At 43.2% G+C, this 16,731-nt stretch carries 17 protein-coding genes and 1 pseudogene; 8 read left to right on the forward strand and 10 right to left on the reverse strand.

What is annotated here, in order from left to right; all coding sequences use genetic code 11:
- Positions 1-42 precede the first annotated feature (42 nt).
- Together NYE79_RS07795 and NYE79_RS07800 are read left to right on the forward strand one after the other, a co-directional pair.
- A complete protein-coding gene (locus tag NYE79_RS07795) occupies positions 43-1,236 on the forward strand; it encodes a ferric reductase-like transmembrane domain-containing protein (RefSeq protein WP_216728847.1) in 1,194 nt (397 codons plus the stop codon).
- A 101-nt stretch (positions 1,237-1,337) separates the two neighbouring features.
- Entirely contained in the window at positions 1,338-1,967 is a 630-nt protein-coding gene (locus tag NYE79_RS07800) for an MBL fold metallo-hydrolase (RefSeq protein ID WP_216728848.1), read from the forward strand.
- Between the two features lie 38 nt (positions 1,968-2,005).
- Here the strand turns inward: NYE79_RS07800 and NYE79_RS07805 are convergent.
- A pseudogene (locus NYE79_RS07805) lies at positions 2,006-3,924 on the reverse strand (M13 family metallopeptidase).
- A 179-nt stretch (positions 3,925-4,103) separates the two neighbouring features.
- Between NYE79_RS07805 and NYE79_RS07810 the strand changes: the two are divergent.
- The 6 genes from NYE79_RS07810 to NYE79_RS07835 all read left to right on the forward strand — a co-directional run bounded on the left by NYE79_RS07810 (position 4,104) and on the right by NYE79_RS07835 (position 8,493).
- Positions 4,104-4,826: a metal ABC transporter ATP-binding protein gene (locus NYE79_RS07810; protein WP_000619158.1), complete on the forward strand. Its 723-nt coding sequence runs from the start codon at positions 4,104-4,106 to the stop codon at positions 4,824-4,826.
- On the forward strand, positions 4,823-5,671 hold the full coding sequence (locus NYE79_RS07815) for a metal ABC transporter permease (protein WP_000634601.1): 849 nt from the start codon (positions 4,823-4,825) through the stop codon (positions 5,669-5,671). Before NYE79_RS07810 ends, NYE79_RS07815 begins: the two co-directional genes overlap by 4 nt.
- Before the next feature lie 25 nt (positions 5,672-5,696).
- Positions 5,697-6,629: a metal ABC transporter substrate-binding protein gene (locus NYE79_RS07820; protein ID WP_049489570.1), complete on the forward strand. Its 933-nt coding sequence runs from the start codon at positions 5,697-5,699 to the stop codon at positions 6,627-6,629.
- A 114-nt stretch (positions 6,630-6,743) separates the two neighbouring features.
- Positions 6,744-7,238, forward strand: coding sequence for a thiol peroxidase (tpx, locus tag NYE79_RS07825; RefSeq protein WP_000206539.1), 495 nt, complete (start codon positions 6,744-6,746; stop codon positions 7,236-7,238).
- Between the two features lie 83 nt (positions 7,239-7,321).
- Positions 7,322-7,972 (forward strand): metal-dependent transcriptional regulator, encoded by a 651-nt coding sequence (locus NYE79_RS07830; RefSeq protein WP_000188534.1) that lies wholly within the window; start codon positions 7,322-7,324, stop codon positions 7,970-7,972.
- Between the two features lie 107 nt (positions 7,973-8,079).
- On the forward strand, positions 8,080-8,493 hold the full coding sequence (locus tag NYE79_RS07835; protein WP_216728850.1) for a hypothetical protein: 414 nt from the start codon (positions 8,080-8,082) through the stop codon (positions 8,491-8,493).
- 30 nt (positions 8,494-8,523) lie between these two features.
- Here NYE79_RS07835 and dtd read toward each other — a convergent pair whose 3' ends face one another.
- The 9 genes from dtd to NYE79_RS07880 form a co-directional block, all read right to left on the reverse strand.
- Positions 8,524-8,967: a D-aminoacyl-tRNA deacylase gene (gene dtd, locus NYE79_RS07840; protein ID WP_216728851.1), complete on the reverse strand. Its 444-nt coding sequence runs from the start codon at positions 8,965-8,967 to the stop codon at positions 8,524-8,526.
- Between the two features lie 18 nt (positions 8,968-8,985).
- Positions 8,986-11,202, reverse strand: a complete 2,217-nt coding sequence (locus NYE79_RS07845) for a bifunctional (p)ppGpp synthetase/guanosine-3',5'-bis(diphosphate) 3'-pyrophosphohydrolase (RefSeq protein WP_216728852.1) — start codon at positions 11,200-11,202, stop codon at positions 8,986-8,988.
- A 138-nt stretch (positions 11,203-11,340) separates the two neighbouring features.
- On the reverse strand, positions 11,341-12,471 hold the full coding sequence (gene ugpC, locus NYE79_RS07850; RefSeq protein WP_000229944.1) for a sn-glycerol-3-phosphate ABC transporter ATP-binding protein UgpC: 1,131 nt from the start codon (positions 12,469-12,471) through the stop codon (positions 11,341-11,343).
- A gap of 114 nt (positions 12,472-12,585) precedes the next feature.
- Entirely contained in the window at positions 12,586-13,455 is an 870-nt protein-coding gene (locus NYE79_RS07855; RefSeq protein ID WP_200370306.1) for a PucR family transcriptional regulator, read from the reverse strand.
- A gap of 3 nt (positions 13,456-13,458) precedes the next feature.
- Complete coding sequence (locus NYE79_RS07860) at positions 13,459-13,845, reverse strand: Mini-ribonuclease 3 (RefSeq protein ID WP_216728853.1); 387 nt, start codon at positions 13,843-13,845, stop codon at positions 13,459-13,461.
- Positions 13,838-15,181 carry a cysteine--tRNA ligase gene (gene cysS / locus NYE79_RS07865; RefSeq protein ID WP_339293670.1) on the reverse strand — a complete coding sequence of 448 codons (1,344 nt, stop codon included), beginning with the start codon at positions 15,179-15,181 and terminating at the stop codon, positions 13,838-13,840. Before cysS ends, NYE79_RS07860 begins: the two co-directional genes overlap by 8 nt.
- Before the next feature lie 17 nt (positions 15,182-15,198).
- Positions 15,199-15,720 (reverse strand): dihydrofolate reductase family protein, encoded by a 522-nt coding sequence (locus tag NYE79_RS07870; protein WP_000301981.1) that lies wholly within the window; start codon positions 15,718-15,720, stop codon positions 15,199-15,201.
- An 8-nt stretch (positions 15,721-15,728) separates the two neighbouring features.
- Positions 15,729-16,493, reverse strand: a complete 765-nt coding sequence (locus NYE79_RS07875; protein WP_216728854.1) for a nucleoside phosphorylase — start codon at positions 16,491-16,493, stop codon at positions 15,729-15,731.
- 13 nt (positions 16,494-16,506) lie between these two features.
- Complete coding sequence (locus NYE79_RS07880) at positions 16,507-16,707, reverse strand: YdeI/OmpD-associated family protein (RefSeq protein ID WP_002874304.1); 201 nt, start codon at positions 16,705-16,707, stop codon at positions 16,507-16,509.
- Positions 16,708-16,731 lie beyond the last annotated feature (24 nt).

The following is a 16,731-nucleotide window of genomic DNA, read 5'->3' on the forward strand; positions in this document are numbered from 1 at the left end:
ATTACATCTAATATAAGATAAATCCATGAAAGGACTTCTACTATGAAATCATTAAAAGGTATTTTATTTATCGGACTTAGTATGCTTCTGACTATCCTAGCTTGGCTCAGTTCAGGTGCTAGTCAGTTTCTAATCCCTGGTTTAGCTCTCACTACCCTCTCACTTACTTTTATACTAGCTAGCCGTTTACCCTTGCTTGAGGCTTGGTTCAACGGACTTGAAAAGATGTATCTAGCTCATAAATTCACGGCTTTTCTATCCATTCTCCTACTAACCCTACACAACTTTAGCATGGGCGGTCTCTGGGGTTCGCATTTGGCCGCACAGTTTGGAAATATCGCTATCTATATCTTTATCAGTATCATTCTGGTTGCCTATCTGGGACAGTACATCCAGTATGAAGCTTGGAGATGGATTCATCGATTGGTTTATCTAGCCTATATCTTTGGCCTTTTTCATGTTTTGATGATCATGGGAAATCGCCTCCTCTCCTTTAGTTTCCTAGGTCTTATCTTTGGAATCTATGCTCTTTTAGGCTTGCTTGCAGGTTTTTATATTATTTTCCTTTATCAAAAGGTCGGTTTCACCTATCTTGGAAAAATCGTAGGAATCAAACGCCTCAACCACGATACGACTGAAATTGAAATAGAGCTCAGTCATCCTTTCACCTACGAATATGGACAATTTGCCTTTCTAAAAATTTTCCAAAAAGGTTTTGAGACTGCCCCACACCCTTTCTCCATCTCAGGAGGGCAAGGACGAACTCTTTATTTTACGATAAAAAACTCTGGTGACCACACCAAGAATATCTATGACAATCTTCAAGTTGGTAGCAAGGTTGCAGTTGATCGCGCCTATGGACATATGACTATGGAACATGGTCCAAAGCAGCAAATCTGGATCGCAGGTGGAATTGGAATGACACCTTTCATCTCTTATATCCGGGAGCATCCTATCCTAGACAAGAGCGTCCGCTTCTACTATAGTTTCCGTGGAGAGGAAAATGCTGTCTACCTAGACCTACTTCGTGACTACGCCCGTCAAAATGCTAACTTTGACCTGCAGCTGGTCGATAGCAATGAAAAAGGATACCTGACTTTGGATCAAGAAGAAATCCCTGACCAGACTACAGTCTATATGTGTGGACCTCTTCCTATGATGAAGGCCCTTGCCAAGCAAATCAAGAAAAAGAATCCCAAAGCAAAACTCATTTACGAAGGTTTCAAGTTTAAATAAGATCATTGTCCCTCTAACACAAAAGAGGGACTTTCTTTTCACTTTATTTCCCTCTTCTGTGCTATACTTAGTTTAGTACATTCTTTGAGATTGGAGCCAGTATGAAAATCCATAAAACCGTGAATCCCGTTGCCTATGAAAACACTTATTATCTGGAAGGAGATCAACACCTGATTGTGGTTGACCCAGGTAGCCATTGGGAAGCTATTCGCAAGACTATTGAGAAAATAAACAAACCCGTCTGTGCGATTCTCCTGACCCACACCCACTACGACCATATTATGAGTCTGGACTTGGTTCGTGAAACTTTTGGAAATCCTCCAGTTTATGTAGCAGAGAGCGAAGCTAGCTGGCTTTACACTCCAGTCGATAATCTCTCTGGTCTCCCTCGTCATGATGATCTGGCAGATGTGGTCGCAAAACCAGCAGAGCACACCTTTGTCTTTCATGAGGAATACCAGCTTGAGGAATTTCGTTTTACAGTTCTACCGACCCCAGGCCACTCTATTGGCGGTGTTTCTCTGGTCTTTCCTGATGCTCATCTAGTCTTGACGGGAGATGCTCTATTCCGAGAAACCATCGGACGGACCGATCTTCCTACCGGTAGCACGGAACAACTCCTCCATAGCATTCAGACGCAACTCTTTACTCTTCCTAACTACGATGTCTATCCTGGGCATGGTCCAGCTACGACTATCGCTCACGAAAAGACTTTTAATCCCTTTTTCTAGCAAGCAAAAAACCAAGGAAAATTTCCTTGGTTTTTGTCTTACCAAATAATCACACGGTCCTCTGGTGAACGCCACATACCATCGCCTTCTTTGACATCGTATGTTGTAAAGAAGTCATCGAAGTTTGGTACTTGGACATTAACACGGAGTTTGGTACTTGGACATTAACACGGAGTTTGGCAGGCGCGTGCACATCGACACTGGCCATGAGTTTCATCAACTCAGGACGGCCTTTCATACGCCAGATACGAGCAAAGTTGTGGAAGAATTCTTCAGCTGAGAAGTCTGGTTCTCTCTTGGCTGCTTCAAGGGCTGCAGCAATTCCTCCCAAGTCAGCAACATTTTCTGATACAGTTAGTTTTCCGTTGATCGTTGCTCCGTAAGATTCTTGGTCATCAAATTGATCGATAACCTTCTGAGTCTTTTCTTTGAAGGCAGCATAGTCATTCTCAGTCCACCAGTCTTTGAGACTACCATTTTCATCAAAGGAAGCACCATTTGTATCAAAGGCATGAGAAATCTCATGGGCAATAACCGCTCCAATACCACCGTAGTTGGCAGAAGACGACTGATGCAAGTCATAGAATGGAGCCTGTAAAATAGCAGCTGGGAAGACAATCAAGTTCTTCTGAGGATTGTAGTAGGCATTAACCATGTGAGCAGGCATACCCCACTCCTTGTAGTCAACTGGCTGGTTCCACTTGCTCCAGCTGTGCTTGATTTCCACACGCGCAAAGGCTAGGGCATTCTCAAAGAGACTGGCAGTTTCATCCACTACCTTGTCCTTGTAGCGTTCTGGTAATTCCTCTGGATAACCGATATAAGGCTTGATGACATTGAGTTTGACAATGGCCTTGTCTCGCGTTTCAGGAGTGAGCCAGTCATTCTTAGCCAAACGTTCCTTATAAACATCGATCATAGTCGCCACTTTTTTCTCTACGTCTGCCTTAGCTTCCGGAGAGAATTTTTCATGCGCATACCAGAGACCAAGGGCTTGCTTAAAGGGACCTTGGGCCAAGTGATAGGCTGCCTTGACCTTGTCCTGAGCTTCTGGAACACCTGAAAGGGCACGTCCATAGGCACCTGATAGGACACGAATCTCGTCTGTGAGATAGCTGGTTGAAAGATTGACCACAGCCAAAATCAAGGTTGCCTTAAGCAAAGGCCACGCTTCTTCACTATAAAATTGGTCTGCTGCTTGCCAGAAACGTTCCTCATCTACGATAACCTTATCTGGAGTTTGTCCAAGAACTGCTTGGAAGAAATCATCCAAAGGTAGGGCAGGGGCAAATTTCTTGAAATCTTCATAAGCGTATGGATGGTAGAGTTTGGCATATTCTGAACTTTCTTCGTTTGAAAGAACCACTGCTGCGATACGACGGTCCAATTCCAATCTCTTCTCTAGTAAGTCTTCGATTTCCTCATCTGAAAAATCATAGGCTTTGAGAAGATTTGCGCTACTTTCCTTCCAAAGCGTCAAGAGCTCCTCACGTTGAGGATGGTCTTCAGCATAGTAGGTTGTATCTGGCAAGATAGTTCCTGGTGCACTTGCCCAGAGAACATTGGTTCTGGCATCCATAAAGTCTGGTGATACTCCAAATGGAAGGAAGTTTGGTTTACCTGCTAGTTCAAACTCTGCCAGTTTGCTGGTAAAATCTGCAAAGCTCTCCAAATCTTGGTATTCCTTGAGCAGAGGAAGGACAGGCTTGATTCCATCTGCATCCCTCTTATCAAAATCACGTACCATATGATGGTACTTAACAAAATTTGCGAGGATAGCGTCCTCTGGAACATCTTCGCCTTCCAACCACTTGTCCGTAGTTGCCAGCATTAACTCTTCAATTTCCTCATCAAGGTCAATAAAGCCACCTGTTCGAGATTTATCAGCTGGAATAACAGCTGTTTTTTCCCATTCTCCATTGATTGCATCATAAAAATCGTCTTGATAACGTGTCATCTTGTTCTCGCTTTCATTTTTTCACTTATTCTTAGCTTAGCAAAAAACACTTGGGAATGCAATTAAAAATGGTCTCTCTTTTTTCTTCATTTTTCAGTTATTATTTTAAATTTTTTAAAAATTAACTTGACTTAATTTTTTTTTTAATGTATATTAAAAGACAGGAGGAAAATAACTGTATGATACGTATCGAAAACCTCAGTGTCTCCTACAAAGAAACGTTGGCACTAAAGGATATTTCACTAGTGCTCCACGGACCAACTATTACCGGAATTATTGGTCCAAACGGTGCTGGAAAATCAACTTTATTAAAAAGTATGTTGGGAATTATCCCACACGAAGGTCAGGCCTTTCTCGATGACAAAGAAGTCAAGAAATCTTTACATCGAGTTGCCTATGTCGAGCAAAAAATCCATATCGACTACAATTTCCCTATCAAGGTCAAGGAATGTGTCTCACTGGGACTCTATCCATCTATCCCGCTCTTCCACACTTTAAAGGCCAGCCACTGGAAAAAAGTGGCGGATGCACTTGAAATCGTTGGACTCTCAGACTATGCTGATCGCCAAATCAGTCAGCTCTCTGGAGGACAATTCCAACGTGTTTTGATTGCCCGCTGCTTAGTGCAGGAAGCTGACTACATCTTTTTAGATGAGCCTTTTGTCGGGATTGACTCGATCAGTGAAGAGATTATCATGAATACACTGAGAGACCTTAAAAAAGCTGGTAAAACAGTTCTCATCGTCCATCATGACCTCAGCAAAGTCCCTCATTATTTCGACCAAGTTATGCTTCTCAATCGAGAATTGGTTGCTATTGGTTCAACTGAAGAAACCTTTACCGAAGTCAATCTCAAAAAAGCTTATGGTAGTAAGCTCTTCTTTAATGGAGGTGACCTATGATAGTAGAATTTATCGATGGATTGCAACATTTCCATTTCCTACAAAATGCCCTGATAACAGCTATAGTCATCGGGGTGGTTGCTGGAGCCGTGGGATGTTTTATCATCTTACGTGGAATGTCTCTCATGGGGGATGCCATCTCTCACGCAGTTTTGCCCGGCGTAGCCCTTTCCTTTATCCTGGGAATTGATTTCTTTATTGGAGCGATCATCTTTGGCTTGATGGCTTCCATCATCATTACCTACATCAAGGGGAACTCTATCATCAAGAGTGACACTGCCATTGGTATTACCTTTTCATCTTTCTTAGCCTTAGGTGTCATCTTGATTAGTGTTGCCAAGAGTTCGACAGACCTCTTCCATATCCTTTTTGGGAATATCCTCGCTGTCCAAGATACGGACATGTGGATCACCATTGGTGTGGGGGCATTGATTCTCTTGATTATCGGGATTTTCTTTAAACAACTATTGATTACATCCTTTGACGAGCTTTTGGCTAAAGCCATGGGAATGCCTGTTAATTTCTATCACTATCTACTCATGGTGCTCTTGACCCTTGTGTCAGTCACTGCCATGCAAAGTGTTGGAACGATTCTTATCGTGGCCATGTTGATCACCCCAGCTGCGACGGCTTACCTTTATGCTAATAGCCTAAAGAGCATGATTTTTCTTTCATCAACCCTAGGGGCAACCGCTTCTGTTTTGGGACTCTTTATCGGCTATAGCTTCAACCTCGCAGCAGGATCCAGCATCGTGCTCACATCTGCCAGCTTCTTTTTAATCAGTTTCTTTATCTCTCCAAAGCAACGATACTTGAAACTAAAAAATAAAAAAATCAATAAATAAGGGGAAACCCTTCTGGAGGAATCTAATGAAAAAATTAGGTACATTGCTCGTTCTTTTTCTTTCTATCATTGGATTAGCTGCCTGTGCTAGTGGGAAAAAAGATACAGCATCTACAAACCAAAAACTAAAGGTTGTAGCGACTAACTCTATCATTGCTGATATTACTAAAAATATCGCTGGTGACAAGATTGATCTTCATAGTATCGTTCCTGTTGGTCAAGACCCACACGAGTACGAACCACTTCCTGAAGACGTAAAGAAAACTTCTGAGGCTGACCTCATTTTCTATAACGGTATCAACCTTGAAACAGGTGGCAATGCTTGGTTTACCAAATTGGTCGAAAATGCCAAGAAAACTGAAAACAAAGACTACTATGCAGTTAGTGACGGCGTAGATATCATCTACCTTGAAGGTCAAAACGAGAAAGGCAAAGAAGACCCACACGCTTGGCTCAACCTTGAAAATGGAATTATCTTTGCTAAAAATATCGCTAAACAGTTGATTGCAAAAGACCCTAGCAACAAGGAATTCTACGAAAAAAATCTCAAAGACTATACTGAAAAGCTAGACAAACTGGACAAGGAAGCCAAAGAGAAATTTAACAATATCCCTGCTGAGAAAAAACTCATTGTAACCAGCGAAGGATGCTTCAAATACTTCTCTAAAGCTTACGGAGTTCCAAGTGCCTACATCTGGGAAATCAACACAGAAGAAGAAGGAACACCGGAACAAATCAAGACCTTGGTTGAAAAGCTTCGCCAAACAAAAGTTCCATCCCTCTTTGTTGAATCAAGTGTCGATGACCGTCCAATGAAGACTGTTTCACAAGACACAAATATTCCAATTTACGCACAAATCTTTACTGACTCAATCGCTGAAGAAGGTAAAGAAGGTGACAGCTACTACAACATGATGAAATACAACCTTGACAAGATTGCTGAAGGTTTGTCAAAATAATCCATTAAAAACGTCATTCTCACCGAATTGGCGTTTTTTTACACTTTCCGGTCAAATCATTGGAAAAATCTGACAATTCTCGGTAAAATGAAAGAAAAAAGAATGGAGTAGTTTATGACCACTTTTCTCGGAAATCCTGTAACCTTTACAGGTAAACAACTGCAAGTCGGAGACAAGGCACTTGACTTTTCTCTTACGACAACCGATCTCTCTAAAAAAACGCTAGCTGACTTTGATGGAAAGAAAAAAGTCTTGAGTGTTGTCCCTTCTATCGATACCGGTATCTGCTCAACGCAAACACGTCGCTTCAACCAAGAACTTGCTAACCTTGATAATACCGTCGTTCTTACCGTTTCTATGGACCTACCATTTGCCCAAGGACGCTGGTGCGGGGCTGAAGGTCTTGACAATGCTATCATGCTTTCAGACTACTTTGACCATTCTTTCGGACGTGATTATGCCCTCTTGATCAACGAATGGCATCTCCTTGCACGTGCCGTCTTTGTTCTCGATACTGACAATGTCATCCGTTACGTAGAATACGTTGATAACATTAACACGGAACCAGACTTTGAAGCTGCTATTGCTGCAGTTAAAGAACTAGACTAAAATCACAAGCATTATGACAGAAAGCTAGAGAAATCTAGCTTTTTTTGGTATACTAGATGGAGAGAATGAACAAGAGGAAACGAATGACTCCAAATAAAGAAGATTATTTAAAATGTATTTATGAAATCGGTACGGACATGCAAAAAATCACCAACAAAGAAATTGCTGCCCGTATGCAGGTCTCTCCACCTGCTGTAACAGAGATGATCAAACGCATGAAAAGTGAAAATCTCCTCCTCAAGGATAAGGAGAATGGCTATCTATTAACAGATATTGGCCTCAAACTGGTCTCTGAGCTCTATCGTAAACACCGTTTGATAGAAGTCTTTCTAGTTCACCATCTAGACTATACTAGCGATCAAATCCACGAAGAAGCTGAGGTCCTAGAACACACTGTCTCTGACCTATTTGTAAAGAGACTGGATAAACTGCTGGGTTTCCCTCAAACCTGCCCCCACGGTGGAACCATACCAGCCGAGGGAGAACTCTTGGTTGAAATCAATAACCTGCCACTAGCAGCCGTGCAAGAAGCAGGAACCTACCTCCTGACTCGCGTTCATGATAGCTTTGAACTACTCAAATATCTAGAAAAGCACGCAATTCATATCGGTGACCAACTCCAAGTCAAGCAGTTTGATGGCTTTTCCAATAGCTTTACTCTGGTCAACAAAGACGAAGACCTCCAAGTTAGTATGGATATCGCCAAACAACTCTATGTCGAAAAAATCAACTAACCCCTTATTCCTGAAAGAAGTTCCTTTCAGGGATTTTTTATTATTTTGCTTGTAACTCCCATTCATTTGGTGTAGAATGAAGGTAGATAAAAGAGGGAGGTCATCCTATGAAAAAACTCTTTAGACTACACTTCGCAGCCATTGCAGTCAGTGATTTGCTACTATTAGCAATTTTTATCTCCAAAACCGATCTCTCTGTAGACTGGCTCCTGCTGTCTGGTTTTATTTTCATCCTTGCTCAGGGACTACTGCTGTCTCGCTTAGTCTTCCGACTCAAAAAACAGTTCTCTGAGATTTATCCTCAAATCAATAAAAAGTTTCGCTTCTACTATTTAGGGGTGCTCATTAGCGATTTTCTATTATTTGTCCTTTTAGCCTTCACTAGTTCTCAGCGATTTTCATCTCTTATGCCAATCGTCACTGGTTGTCATTCTACTTTATATTATCTGACGGCTAGCCACCTAAGAGAAAACTATCCCGACTTTTACAACAAACATACCTCTTTATGGGAGTGTCTATAAATAAAAACCAAGCCGACTGGCTTGGTTTTCTTATCTATTTTTAGTATCAAGAATGATGGTAACTGGCCCATCATTGACCAGCTCCACCTGCATATCCGCTCCAAAAATACCTGTCTGAACAGGGACTTCCTGAGCTAGCTTTTGGTTGAAAGCCTCATAGAAGGCAGCTGCCATATCCGGCTTGGCGGCACCTGTAAAGGCTGGACGATTACCTTTCTTAGTGTCCGCAAAGAGGGTAAACTGAGAAATAGAAAGGATTTCTCCCTTGATATCCTTTACAGACTGGTTCATCTTGCCTTCTGCATCTGAAAAAATCCGCATGTTGACCAGTTTTCTCACAGCATAATCCAAATCTTCCTCTTGGTCCTCTGGGCCTACACCGACCAACAATAAGAGACCCTGATTGATTTTTCCCTGAACCTGACCTTCGATACTCACTTGGGCTTTTTTAACCCGTTGAACGATGATTTTCATAAGCGCCCTTCTATTCAATTATCCGTTGGTCCGTTTGACAGAGTAAACCTCTGGCACACTTTTAATTTTATCCACTACTGTCGTTAGAGTTGAGAGATTTGAGATTCCAAAGGATACATGGATATTGGCAAATTTCATATCCTTGGTTGGTTGGGCATTAACGGTTGAGATATTCTTAGTGGTGTTGGAAAGAACTTGCAGAACATCATTTAAGAGACCTGTACGGTTGAGGCCGTAGATATCGATGTGAGCGATGTATTCCTTGCTTGAGTATTGGTCTTCCCATTCCACATCAAGGAGACGTTGTTCGTAGTTTTCTTGGGCGCGAAGGTTCATACAGTCCACACGGTGAATAGCTACACCGCGTCCCTTAGTAATGTAGCCGACAATGTCGTCACCCGGCACTGGATTGCAACACTTGGCAATCCGAACTAGGAGACCTGAAGCACCTTCAATGACCACGCCACCCTCATGCTTAACCTTGAGGGTTTCTTTGTTCTCGACCTTAACTTCGCCACCTTTGACAAGCTCTTCTGCTTCCGCCTTGGCCTTAGCGCGTTCTTCCTCACGACGTTCCTTTTCTGTCAAACGGTTAAAGACGGTAATAGCGCCAATTTCTCCAAAACCAATGGCTGCATAGAGAGCTTCCTCCGTCTTATAGCTGGTCTTTTGAAGGACCTCGTCCATGTGACGCTTGTCCATAAACTTATTGGCTACATAGCCGTTTTCTTGGAACTGTGCCATCAACATTTCACGGCCCTTGTTAACGGATAATTCCTTGTCTTGATTTTTAAAGAACTGACGAATCTTGTTGCGCGCCTTGCTGGTCTTGACCATGTTGAGCCAGTCACGACTCGGACCAAAGGAGTTGGGATTGGTGATAATTTCAACCTGATCCCCTGTCTTGAGCTTGGTTGTCAGTGGAACCATACGGCCATTGACCTTGGCACCAGTCGCTTTTTCACCGACTTTGGTATGGATTTCATAGGCAAAGTCAATCGGTCCTGAATCTTTTGGAAGGGAGCGAACCGCACCATCTGGAGTAAAGACGTAAATCTCCTCCGCCAGATAGTTTTCTTTAACAGAGTCCACAAATTCCTTGGCATCATCAGCCTGGTCTTGGAGCTCCATCATCTCCTTGATCCAGTTCATCCCAATAGCAGATTCCTTGCTGTTGACCTGCCCTTTAATGCCTTTCTTATAAGCCCAGTGAGCCGCAACCCCGTACTCAGCCACTTCGTGCATTTCCTTGGTCCGAATCTGGAACTCAATCGGCCCTTTTGGCCCATAAACAGTTGTATGGATAGACTGGTAACCATTGGCCTTACGATTGGCGATATAGTCTTTGAAGCGGCCTGGCATAGGTTTCCAAAGTTCATGCACATAACCCAGCATAGCATAGACATCACTCTGGGTATCTAAGATACAGCGAATGGCAATCAGGTCATAAATTTCCTCAAAGCGTTTCTTCTTATCCTGCATCTTGCGGTAGATCGAATAGATATGCTTAGGACGACCATAGATTTTTCCTTTGAGATTTCTTTCTGTAGCGTACTCTTCCAACTTGGTTACAACTTCATCGACCAAAGCCTCACGTTCTCTGCGTTTTTCCTTCATCATGTGGGTGATCTTGTAAAACTCAGTTGGATTGAGATAACGGAAAGATAGATCTTCCAACTCCCACTTGACACTGGAAATCCCTAGACGATGAGCAAGTGGTGCATAAATTTCCATGGTTTCTCTGGAGATACGCTCTTGCTTATCCTTTCGAAGGTGTTTGAGAGTCCGCATATTGTGCAAACGGTCCGATAATTTAACCAAGATAACACGGATATCCTCTGACATGGCCATAAGCATCTTGCGGTGATTTTCAGCCAATTGTTCCTCGAGTGATTTGTACTCAACCTTACCAAGCTTGGTCACCCCATCAACGATAATCCGAACATCATGACCGAACTCTCTCTCCAAATCATCCAGTGTCGCATCTGTATCCTCAACCACATCATGCAAAAAACCGCAGGCAACCGTCACGGCATCTAGCTTGAGTTTAGCTAAAATCCCTGCCACCTGAATGGGATGAATAATATAGGGCTCACCTGATTTCCGAAACTGCCCACTATGACAGTCAACTGCGTAAATCAATGCTTTTTGTACAAAAGCAACGTCTTCCTTTGTTAAATATTCTCTCGTTAAAGCGACTACCTGATCGCCCGTCAAATTCACTTCTTTCGGCATCTATACTCTCCAATTCTTCCTACCATTTTATCACTTTTTTAAGGATATGAAAACTAGAAAAGCCTGTTTTTATGCCAACACCAATCATTAAAAAAACACTGCCAGATTTCTCTAGCAGTGTTTTGACATTTCATTTGCTTAGTAGACTGTTTTTTCAGTTTCTACGTCGAAGAAGTGTGCTTTGTTCAAGTCAAATCCAAGTTCAACTGTCGCACCTGTTTGCAAGTAGTCACGAGCATCCACTTTTGCAACAAATTCGTCTTTACCAACTTGGCAGTAAAGGTGAGATTCTGAACCAAGCAATTCTGATACGGAGATAGTAGCTTTGACAACTGACTCTGGGAATGTTTCAAGGAAAGCAGGTTCTGCATTCACATCTTCTGGACGGATACCGAAGATCAATTCTTTTCCTTCGTAGCCTTTGTCACGAAGAACTTTCAAAGCACCTTCTGGCACTTTCAAGCGGAAACCGTCAGAAACAATTTCGCTACCAACCAATTTCACATTGATGAAGTTCATAGCTGGGCTTCCGATAAATCCTGCAACGAACTTGTTAACTGGGTTTTTGTAAACTTCTTGAGGAGTACCGATTTGTTCAACACGTCCGATAGTACCTGTACCAGCTGGGTTCTTAGTTGCTGACATGATAACGATACGGTCTGCAAGAGTCATCGCTTCTGTTTGGTCGTGGGTTACGTAGATAGTTGTAGCTCCGATACGACGGTGAATCTTCGCAATTTCAGCACGCATAGATACACGAAGTTTGGCATCCAAGTTTGACAAAGGTTCGTCCATCAAGAACACTTTTGCATCACGGACGATCGCACGACCCATGGCAACACGTTGACGTTGACCACCTGAAAGGTCAGCTGGTTTACGATCCAAGAACTCTTTCAAGCCAAGGATTGCTGCTGCTTCTTGCACACGTTTGTCGATGTCTTCTTTGCTGTACTTACGCAATTTCAAACCAAAAGCCATGTTGTCATATACAGTCATGTGTGGGTAAAGAGCGTAGTTTTGGAATACCATGGCAATGTCACGGTCTTTTGGTGCTACGTCGTTGACAACCACGCCATCGATAGATGCAGTACCTTCTGTAATGTCTTCAAGACCAGCAATCATACGAAGAGTTGTTGATTTACCACATCCTGAAGGACCTACGAAAACGATAAATTCTTTGTCTTTGATGTCCAAGTTGAAGTCTTCAACTGAGTAGTGTTCGCTGTTTGGATATTTTTTGTAAATGTTTTTAAGATTTAATTCTACCATGGAAGGTGAACTCCTTTTATTTTTTGATAGTTTTATTATAAATGAAAACGCTTTACATTTCTATGGCAAGGTGACCAAAAAAATAAAAAAGTTCTGTGCAACTTGCACAAAACTTTAAAGAATATCTGGTAAAATCAACTGATAACACAAGGTAAGATCCGTTAACTCCTTCAACTGAAGCCCTGTCAATTCTTCCCATCTATCAATCTTGTATTGGAGAGAGTTGCGGTGCAGATAGAGTTGCTGGGCCGTTTTAGTTAGGACGGCACTGTTTTCCCAGAGAGAAAGGATAATTTCCTGAATCTGGTCCTGGTCCAAAATCATCTGGTGCAGGCAGTCTTTAATGACTCTCAGGTCCACAATCCTTTCTCCCATACTCCAAAGATAGAGCTGTGAAAAGGTATGTACACCTTGATGCCCCTGACGCCACCAAGTCTTAAACAAATCTCGCTCCGCTTTGATCAAGTCTGATAGGGCTTGAGGGCCTGTCTGAGGCCAAACCTGGCCTAACATGATCGACAGACGAAGGCCAAAGTCATACTCAACCGCTTCAATCGTATCAGATAAGATTGAGCGAACAGAGGTGTACTTATCTTGTTGAAGCACAAATACATAATCCTGAGCCCCCACTTGTAGCACTGTTTGGAAGTTGGGAAAAAGAGTCCGCATCATGTCTAGCCAAGAGGCTAGATTTTCCTGTTGGAAATAGGAAAGATGACAATAAACCAGCTGAATTTTTTTAAATGCTTGCGGTGCCTGCCCCTTCCCCTCAATCAGATAGGGATACCAAGGATTGAGCGAACGAGCCTGCTCTTGCTGGGTCAAAAGGGCAACCAGCTGCTTTTCACGCTCGCTGAGCCCAGCTTCCTCCAGTAAAATCCACTGCTGAGAAGCTAAAGGGAGAGTAAGATAGCCTGGTCTCTCAATCGGCTGATCTGAAATCTGAGCCTCAGGGAACCAGTCTTGTAATTCCTTTGCAATCATATTCTAGCCCTCCACTTTTTGGATGCACCAAGAAATCAAGGTCTCTAGACGCTCCACATTTTCAGTCAGATGGAGATAGCCCATCACTGCTTCAAAACCTGTAGACATGCGGTAGGTCACCACATCAGTATTTTTAGCCTTTGTGTGGCTATTGGTATTGCGACCACGTTTGTAGATTTCTTCTTCTTTTTCCGTCAGGACTTGCTCTTCCAACATGAGGGCAATCAAGCGAGCCTGAGCCTTGGCTGACACATACTTAGTCGCCTCTTGGTGGAGTTTATTGGGTTTGGTCATTCCTTTAAGGATGAGATGGCGACGGATATACATGGAGTAAACTGCATCTCCCTCAAAAGCTAGCGCAATCCCGTTAATGAGATTGACATCAATCACGAGTCCACCTCACTCCATCCTTGGTGTCAAGGAGCTTAATTCCTTGAGCCGCTAATTGATCACGGATTTGGTCTGCTGTCGCAAAGTCACGATTAGCACGCGCTTCTTGACGTTTTTGGATTAAGGCTTCAATGTCTGCATCCAAAACTTCCTCGACAAAGACAATCCCAAAGACCTCCAACATAGCCGCAAGAGCTTCCTTAACACTTGCATCATAGTTTCCTGAGTTGATCCATTTGGCCATTTCAAAGACAACTGTAATACCATTTGCGGAGTTGAAATCCTCATCCATAGCGGCAACAAACTTATCTTTAAAAGCCTGTAACTCTTGAGCATCTACAGTCCCAGAAAATGGTTGCTCATAAGTGTTTTTTAGATACTTAAGATTGGTCTCGGCATCACGCACTGCTTTTTCCGTAAAGTTGATAGGTTTACGGTAATGCTGAGTGGCAAAGAAGAAACGCAACACTTGCCCATCAAGAGTTTTAAGGGCATCGTGTACGGTTATAAAGTTGCCCAAGGACTTAGACATCTTGACATTGTCGATATTGACAAAGCCATTGTGCATCCAGTAGTTGGCAAAAGTCTTGCCTGTTTTAGCTTCTGATTGGGCAATTTCATTGGTATGATGCGGAAACTCCAGATCAGCTCCACCACCGTGGATATCAATGGTATCGCCCAAAATCTCTGTCGACATGACCGAACACTCGATATGCCAACCCGGACGACCAGGTCCCCAAGGACTGTCCCAAGAAATCTCACCTGATTTTGCAGCTTTCCAAAGGGCAAAGTCTACAGGATTTTCCTTGCGAGCCGTTTCTTCATCGGTACGACCTGAAGCACCCAGCTCCAAATCTTCCAAGGTTTTATTGGCTAACTTAGCATAGTTGTGAGATTTTTCTACGCGGAAGTAAACATCTCCTTGACTCTCGTAGGCAAAGCCTTTTTCAATCAAGTCAGCGACAAAACGAATGATGTCCGCCATAAACTCCACTACACGCGGATGGCGAGTCGCAGGTTTCACGCCCAAGACCGTCACATCCTCACGAAAGGCAGCGATGTACTTGTCCGCAACCTCCAGAGGCGTGATACCTTCTTCCTTGGCACGGTTGATAATCTTATCGTCTACATCTGTAAAGTTGGAAATATAGGCAACTTCGTAGCCACGGTATTCGAAATAACGACGAATGGTATCAAAAGCCACCGTCGAACGGGCATTCCCAACGTGGATATAGTTGTATACCGTTGGCCCACAGACATACATGCGAACCTTTCCTTCTTCGATTGGGACAAATTCTCGCAAATCACGAGACATGGTGTCGTAAATTTTAATCATGCAGTCCACTCCCTTCTCTATTTCTGACTTTTTCGGCTGAAAACCAGCTCTGCAAATGGGCCAAATTGTCTGAGGCTATCCAGTTGGTAAAAGCGCTGCCCTTCCTCTTGGGTAAAGAGGGGAACCCCCTTTCCTAGGATAAGGGGTGCTATCTGAATAATGAGGTGGTCGAAAAGATCCGCATCCAAGAGCGGTCCTACTAAGGAATTACCACCAATCACAAAGACATTTTTGCCTTTGTCAATCTGGCGAACAAAGTCCACCACATCCCCAGCTACTGGCTGGTAATTGCTGACAGGCAGGTGCCTATCATGCGTAAAGACATAGTTTTCCGTAGCTTGATAAAAACTTTCTACATCTTGCAAATCTTGGATTTCCTCAAAGGTCCGCTTGCCCATGATGGTGATATCCATTTGCCTGTAAAAGTCATCATAGCCTGTATCCTCTACAGAACCAAGCTGATGCAGCCAGTCTATCCTGTGCTGACTGTCTGCCAAGTAGCCATCCATGGTGATACAGCCGTAAAAATATACTGCCATTCTTGTAGTTACCTTTCTAGTTCCTTGGCTATTATCAAAGCGATAGTGAAAAAAGTCATGGCATCAGCTGTCCGCTCTTCATGGCGGGCATCCCAGGCTCGGTTATGATGATCCACATAGTCAGCTGTGTAGAAGAACTGATAGACTTTACTCTTGCGAAATTGACTCCAAGCCATGATAGCTGAAGCTTCCATGTCCACCACTTGTGCACCAGCAGCCAAGCGACGCTTGACCTTATCAGGCGTTTCTCGATAAAAGGCATCAGTCGTCCAAGACTTGGTGCGGATATGTTCGATATTGTGCTTGTCAAAGATGGCTTCCAGCTCGATCAGCAGAGACTCGTCATAGGCGACTTCATCACCCGGTGGGGCATAGTGATAGCTAGTTCCTTCATCTCGCAATGCTGCCGCAGGTAGGATAATTTTATCCGCCTCAATTGAGCGGTCCAAAACGCCACAGGAACCTAAAATGATAAAATTTTTGAAGCCTCTGGCCGCCAACTCCTCCAGCTGGCCGACTATCATGGGAGCCCCAATTGGAGCCAACATAACTGCTAGCTTGCTAGGTCCTTGGCCATAAATATACCATGGATGATGGCCGTTTATGCTTTTCAAATAGCCTCCCGGATAGACATCTTCTGACTCAATCAAACGTTTCAGAATTTCGCCATTAAAGGACAGAATGATGGTTTCGCATACCTCTCCCTTGTCATGGACTGGCTTTTCAGTTGGCTCAATAACTGCTGCTACATCTTCAAATTCCTCTAATAGCATAACTTCTCTTTCTTTAAGGCTTCAGCAAATCCGCCTTCATTTTATTTAGACGGCGCAGTTTGGTCTCATCTTTTTTGGCTTCACTGATATAATGAGCCCATTCACGCTGGTGGCTAGGTGGCAGTTTAATAAAGCGCTCCTTAACAAGACCATCCAAGCGTTCTTGCAACTCAAGAACTGCCTGGTTCAAAATTGCATCTGATAAATCTGACATAGTTCTTACCTCCTGTCATACTTC

This window comes from Streptococcus sp. FSL W8-0197, from assembly GCF_037963785.1.
GTDB classification, from domain to species: domain Bacteria; phylum Bacillota; class Bacilli; order Lactobacillales; family Streptococcaceae; genus Streptococcus; species Streptococcus oralis_CQ.

Coding starts and splice junctions, on each gene's coding strand:
- NYE79_RS07845 (WP_216728852.1), bottom strand. CDS start 11,202: ATGCCGAAAGAAGTGAATTTGACGGGCGATCAGGTAGTCGCTTTAACG.
- cysS (WP_339293670.1), bottom strand. CDS start 15,181: ATGATTAAAATTTACGACACCATGTCTCGTGATTTGCGAGAATTTGTC.
- NYE79_RS07875 (WP_216728854.1), bottom strand. CDS start 16,493: ATGCTATTAGAGGAATTTGAAGATGTAGCAGCAGTTATTGAGCCAACT.
- NYE79_RS07880 (WP_002874304.1), bottom strand. CDS start 16,707: ATGTCAGATTTATCAGATGCAATTTTGAACCAGGCAGTTCTTGAGTTG.
- tpx (WP_000206539.1), top strand. CDS start 6,744: ATGACCACTTTTCTCGGAAATCCTGTAACCTTTACAGGTAAACAACTG.
- NYE79_RS07800 (WP_216728848.1), top strand. CDS start 1,338: ATGAAAATCCATAAAACCGTGAATCCCGTTGCCTATGAAAACACTTAT.
- NYE79_RS07835 (WP_216728850.1), top strand. CDS start 8,080: ATGAAAAAACTCTTTAGACTACACTTCGCAGCCATTGCAGTCAGTGAT.
- NYE79_RS07855 (WP_200370306.1), bottom strand. CDS start 13,455: ATGATTGCAAAGGAATTACAAGACTGGTTCCCTGAGGCTCAGATTTCA.
- NYE79_RS07795 (WP_216728847.1), top strand. CDS start 43: ATGAAATCATTAAAAGGTATTTTATTTATCGGACTTAGTATGCTTCTG.
- NYE79_RS07870 (WP_000301981.1), bottom strand. CDS start 15,720: ATGGCAGTATATTTTTACGGCTGTATCACCATGGATGGCTACTTGGCA.
- dtd (WP_216728851.1), bottom strand. CDS start 8,967: ATGAAAATCATCGTTCAACGGGTTAAAAAAGCCCAAGTGAGTATCGAA.
- NYE79_RS07815 (WP_000634601.1), top strand. CDS start 4,823: ATGATAGTAGAATTTATCGATGGATTGCAACATTTCCATTTCCTACAA.
- NYE79_RS07820 (WP_049489570.1), top strand. CDS start 5,697: ATGAAAAAATTAGGTACATTGCTCGTTCTTTTTCTTTCTATCATTGGA.
- NYE79_RS07810 (WP_000619158.1), top strand. CDS start 4,104: ATGATACGTATCGAAAACCTCAGTGTCTCCTACAAAGAAACGTTGGCA.
- NYE79_RS07830 (WP_000188534.1), top strand. CDS start 7,322: ATGACTCCAAATAAAGAAGATTATTTAAAATGTATTTATGAAATCGGT.
- ugpC (WP_000229944.1), bottom strand. CDS start 12,471: ATGGTAGAATTAAATCTTAAAAACATTTACAAAAAATATCCAAACAGC.